Annotated in this window: 5 protein-coding genes; 2 read left to right on the plus strand and 3 right to left on the minus strand. The window is 38.5% G+C overall.

The window, feature by feature from the left end; all coding sequences use genetic code 11:
• Nucleotides 1–168 precede the first annotated feature (168 nt).
• From V4596_08740 to V4596_08750, 3 genes are read right to left on the minus strand one after another with little or no spacing between them, the layout of a single operon-like run.
• A complete protein-coding gene (locus V4596_08740; GenBank protein MES2769219.1) occupies nt 169–1,092 on the minus strand; it encodes a permease-like cell division protein FtsX in 924 nt (307 codons plus the stop codon).
• Entirely contained in the window at nt 1,089–1,745 is a 657-nt protein-coding gene (ftsE, locus tag V4596_08745) for a cell division ATP-binding protein FtsE (GenBank protein MES2769220.1), read from the minus strand. The genes V4596_08740 and ftsE overlap by 4 nt, the downstream gene beginning before the upstream one ends.
• Before the next feature lie 16 nt (nt 1,746–1,761).
• Entirely contained in the window at nt 1,762–2,019 is a 258-nt protein-coding gene (locus V4596_08750) for a hypothetical protein (protein ID MES2769221.1), read from the minus strand.
• 81 nt (nt 2,020–2,100) lie between these two features.
• Here V4596_08750 and V4596_08755 point away from each other — a divergent pair, with 81 nt between their 5' ends.
• Both V4596_08755 and V4596_08760 read left to right on the plus strand, forming a co-directional pair.
• Entirely contained in the window at nt 2,101–3,816 is a 1,716-nt protein-coding gene (locus V4596_08755; GenBank protein ID MES2769222.1) for a hypothetical protein, read from the plus strand.
• A gap of 3 nt (nt 3,817–3,819) precedes the next feature.
• The gene (locus V4596_08760; GenBank protein MES2769223.1) at nt 3,820–4,434 is read left to right on the plus strand and encodes a hypothetical protein; all 615 of its coding nucleotides are present in this window, start codon (nt 3,820–3,822) and stop codon (nt 4,432–4,434) included.
• Nucleotides 4,435–4,506 lie beyond the last annotated feature (72 nt).

The following is a 4,506-nucleotide window of genomic DNA, read 5'->3' on the forward strand; positions in this document are numbered from 1 at the left end:
TTTCAGAATTGATTCGTTTGAAATTCTGTTGCGCCTGATAAAGCTCGCTCAAAATATTTCTATTCTCTTCTTCCTTCTGAATATAGTCTTGTCTGCCTTTTTCATAGACGCTGACTGAATTGTCAGCCTGGGCTCTCAAGCTCAATGTTAGAAGAAGAATCAACAGCATCAAGTTTCTCCCCGAGAATAATTTGATGTCCGTGTCCAGCCGGTGTTTAGCTTATGAATACAGAGGTAAGATACAAAAGCACCGACAAACGCCGAAAATATAAGAAGTGATAAAACTTCAATAACTCCAAAGAATTCGAACAAGTCATTAAGGCCAAGGTAAATCATTTTTGAAATAAAAAATTCATTTTGCACGGTCAATATAAAGTAGCTCATGACCAATGCTGAAATTCCCGCCATCAGAGAAATCAAAGCACCTTCAAAAATATAAGGAGCCTGAATCATTCTTGAAGTGGCACCACAGAGCTCATAAATTTCAATTTCGTCACGCCTTCTCACGATCACCGCGTAAACTGTAAAGCCAATCACAAATAGAGATCCTAAAATAAGAATTCCAGAAATTGCCCATCCAATATTTTTGATTGACCCGACAAATATAGAAAAATTTTCTACCCATTCTTGGCCGTAAGAAACATCCTCAACTCCAGGTACCGTTTCCACTTTATTAGATATTTTTTTAAAATCTGATAAATTTCCTCCTGGCAACAGAGAGGCCACAAAACTTGAAGGAACAATGTTGAGGAATTCTTTTTCCCCGGCAAATTCCGGAATGTATCTCGACATTTTAGAGAAGAATTGGCTTGCAGCATCCTTTTGTGTGACGAAGTGAACGTCTTTGAAGTAATTCAAATCCACGAGTTCTTTTTTGATCTTCTCTACTTCATCTGTTCCGAGATTGTCTTTGAGAAAGATATTCATTTCAATATTTGAACCCCAAGAAACCAGTATTCTTTCCATATTGCTAAAGAACAGGTAGATAGAGAAAATGATCGTGAATGTGCCCGTCAAGACAACAAGTGCACCTGTTTGAATCAACGGATGATGTTTCCAAGAGCGGAAAAAGTGTGTTAACAAGCCCTTCATGTCTCCACCAGCATTCCGTCCTTGATGATGACGTGCTTTTTGTCTTTCCTTTTTACGATTTCATGATCATGAGTTGCGACGAACAGTGTGGTTCCTTGTTTATTGATTCTTTCAAATAAATCCATAATTTCATTACTGAGCTTGGGATCTAAATTTCCTGTCGGTTCATCGGCGATTAGAATATCTGGCTGATGAATCAGTGCCCTTGCAATAGCTACTCTCTGTTTTTCTCCGCCCGAAATTTGCTCCGGAAAATAATCATGACGGTCTTTAAGGCCAACAAGATCTAGAATTTCTAAAACTCTATTTTTCGAAATACTTGATTTCAAACCCAGAATCTTCAGTGGTAATTCTACATTTTCCAGGAGAGAATAATCTTTTAAGAGTTTAAAATCTTGAAAGACCATTCCAATTTTTCTTCTAAAAAATGGAACCTCTTTTGCCGAAATTTCATCCAAGCGATAATTCGCAACTTGAATTTTTCCAGAAGTTGGTTTGTCATGGGCAGAAAGCAGTTTAAATAACGTTGTTTTTCCCGCGCCACTCGGCCCCGTGATAAAAACAAAGTCACCTTTTTCTATATCGATATTTACGTTTTTAAGGGCGTGAATTGGCCCTGCATACGTTTTGTAAACGTGATGAAAATGTATCATCCTTTAAGTGTAGCAATCACACGGGAATTTGACCAGAAAGTAGGTGGTCTAGAATTTTTTGGTGCTGTTCTCTCATGGCAAGACGAATGGCTTGCTCGTCACTGATGGGACCAAAAGGCAACACGGTTCCATAAGCTGTTTTGATGCTATTTACGACAGCTCCATTTTTAAACACTCTAGTTATAATATATGGGTTCTCTTTTCCCCAATCTTCCGTTTGAACGTGAATATGGGAAGAGCCAATATTTAAATCTGAGTTAAAACCCTTAAGCATGCCCTCTTTTTTAACTGTCTCATTTTGAGAAGTCTATTGTTTTCTATAATATATCAAGACTTTTAGCCGATAAGTAGAAGTATGAAAATCACACATTTTGTATCTACATCATGGCTAATTTTACCATTAGCACTTACAACTTCTTGTACGGACATTATTAAATCTGCCCCTACAAATACTGTAGCAGAGACATCTTATTGCACGACGAACGCAACTTTTTCAACTTCTTACACTATTGAAGGAAATGCGTATTACAGAAAAAGAAATTTTACAGTCGCGGGCTTAGGCGCAATTTCCGGAAACATGGCAATTCGCAGAGCAGAGGTTCAAGTTCTCAATGCTGCCGGGACAATTGTGCAATGTACAGAAACAGATGCTTCGGGATATTATACTTTTGATATTCCTGATGATGGCAGCACTTATACCGTCAAAGTTCTTTCTAGATCATACAATGCATTTAATAAAGTTAGCGTGCTCGGAAATCCAACAACAAATATTCCTTATTCTATCACCACGACATTTGTAGCAGATGCCAATAAAACCTTAGCAAATCTAGTCGCTCATGCAGACACTTCCTTGGACTCAACCCTCAGAGGCGGGGCTTTTAATATTCTAGATCAAATTTATTTGGCCAACGATTATTTACTGAACAACACGAGCGTTGGTGCATTTACTGTGGATCATAAAGTGCAAGCTTATTGGACAAAAGGTGTTAACCCTGTCACTTACTTTGGCGGCGACCCTGACTCTGGAGTGAGTTTTTATATTCCTGGCGAAGATCAGCTTTATATTCTTGGAGGAATTGACGGTGACGTCACAGTTCAAGATACGGATCACTTCGACAACTCAGTCATCATTCATGAATACGGACATTTTTTAGAAGATAATTATTCTGCTTCTGATTCTCCAGGCGGAACTCACTACGGTCTTTTTGTAATTGATCCAAGACTTGCCTGGAGCGAAGGCTTTTCAACTTATTTTGCATCTCGAGTGACGGGCGATCCAATCTACAGAGACACTGTCGGAATCGGCGGCGGCTATGGTTATTATTATGATATGGAAAATAATTTGAATGAAGACAACGATCCTCAAGATATGCCAACCGCAGGACAATTAGGAGAAGGTGGATTTAGAGAATTAGCCGTATCAAGAATGTTATGGGCAACAACGGATGCCCCAGTCTCTATGCCTTTCTCTGAACTATGGGATGCCTACGTTGGAGATTTCCAAAGTACTCTTCCATTTAGAGAAATGAGTTTATTCTTGAAAGCACAAGCCGACAATGCAGGAACAAATATATCTTCTCTGCTCGATGATGATGATAAAGAAATGACAGCGACAAGAGCTCACTATGGAGTTCGAGATAACTCTGGAACTGCAAACGTGGCCGGAGCAGCAGCATGCAGATGGACGATTCAAGCTTCGGCGAAAATTCCAATCTCAGGAAATGTTTTTGATAGATCAAATCAATTTTACTCTAATGACTTTTATTACTTCTATCATGGCGGCGGTACTCTGAGCGTAACTCTGGACTACGATGTTACCGGAACAACTGCCGCAGATCTTGATTTGTACGTTTATAAAGACGGGTATACTTTCGGCGTAGGAAACGATCTTCTTACTTATAGCAATAAAGAAAAAGGTGTTGGCGTGGGCGAAGAAGATGGTTTTGAAACCATCAGTATCTCAGCGCCAGCCGGACCCTATATAATCAACGTAATGTACTATAATGATGGAGCTGGAAGTCCCGCGACCGTTTATAATATTGATACTGCTGGCAACTTAATATGTAGGTAAAATATGATTAAAGATATAAAAGGCAAATACAACATTTCAATAATTCTCACAGCGATGACTTTCATCTTCCTCTATAATATTGGAGCGATGGAAGAAGAAATTTTTTCGCAAAATATATCAGAGAATAAAAAGCCTGTATTTTTTGATCGCCTACCAACAAGTGTAAAAAAAATAAAACAACATATAAATATCGACATCGATTATGAAAAACTACCGACAAGAAATGAAATTCGTCTCATTGGTCGAGTGAATACTGCACATATAAAATCTGAAACCATTGATTACAAATGGACTCTCATCGATAATCTCAAACACAGAAAAGGTGCTGTTCAAGGAAAACTCAACTTAAGAGATTCCAACGAAATCACAATTGATGTAGCCATCAAGGATATGAACAAAAAAATCAATGTAAGACTAGAAGCCTACGTTCATGGCAAGAAAATTAAAATCGGCAGCGTACAAAACTTCAGTTACGATCCCGCATCCGAAGGAATCACCATTGAAGCCGCCGCCGAAGAAAAACTACACTCAAAATCATTATCTTCCGAAAACGTACCCAAAGAAAAACTCCTAGAAAAAGAACTCTTCGCCCCAAGAAAAAAAGCACTCCAACAATAAAAGGTACCCCCTAGTTTTGCGTACTGACTATGCGTCATAAAATAATTAAATCATTTTTTATGACGCATAGTC

It is taken from the genome of Bdellovibrionota bacterium (assembly GCA_040386775.1).
Classification (GTDB): Bacteria; Bdellovibrionota; Bdellovibrionia; order Bdellovibrionales; family JAEYZS01; genus JAEYZS01.

What these genes read in the sequence shown, in the direction of transcription:
- V4596_08760 (MES2769223.1), top strand. Translation starts at nt 3,820, where the DNA reads ATGATTAAAGATATAAAAGGCAAATACAACATTTCAATAATTCTCACA.
- V4596_08755 (MES2769222.1), top strand. Translation starts at nt 2,101, where the DNA reads ATGAAAATCACACATTTTGTATCTACATCATGGCTAATTTTACCATTA.
- ftsE (MES2769220.1), bottom strand. Translation starts at nt 1,745, where the DNA reads ATGATACATTTTCATCACGTTTACAAAACGTATGCAGGGCCAATTCAC.
- V4596_08740 (MES2769219.1), bottom strand. Translation starts at nt 1,092, where the DNA reads ATGAAGGGCTTGTTAACACACTTTTTCCGCTCTTGGAAACATCATCCG.
- V4596_08750 (MES2769221.1), bottom strand. Translation starts at nt 2,019, where the DNA reads ATGCTTAAGGGTTTTAACTCAGATTTAAATATTGGCTCTTCCCATATT.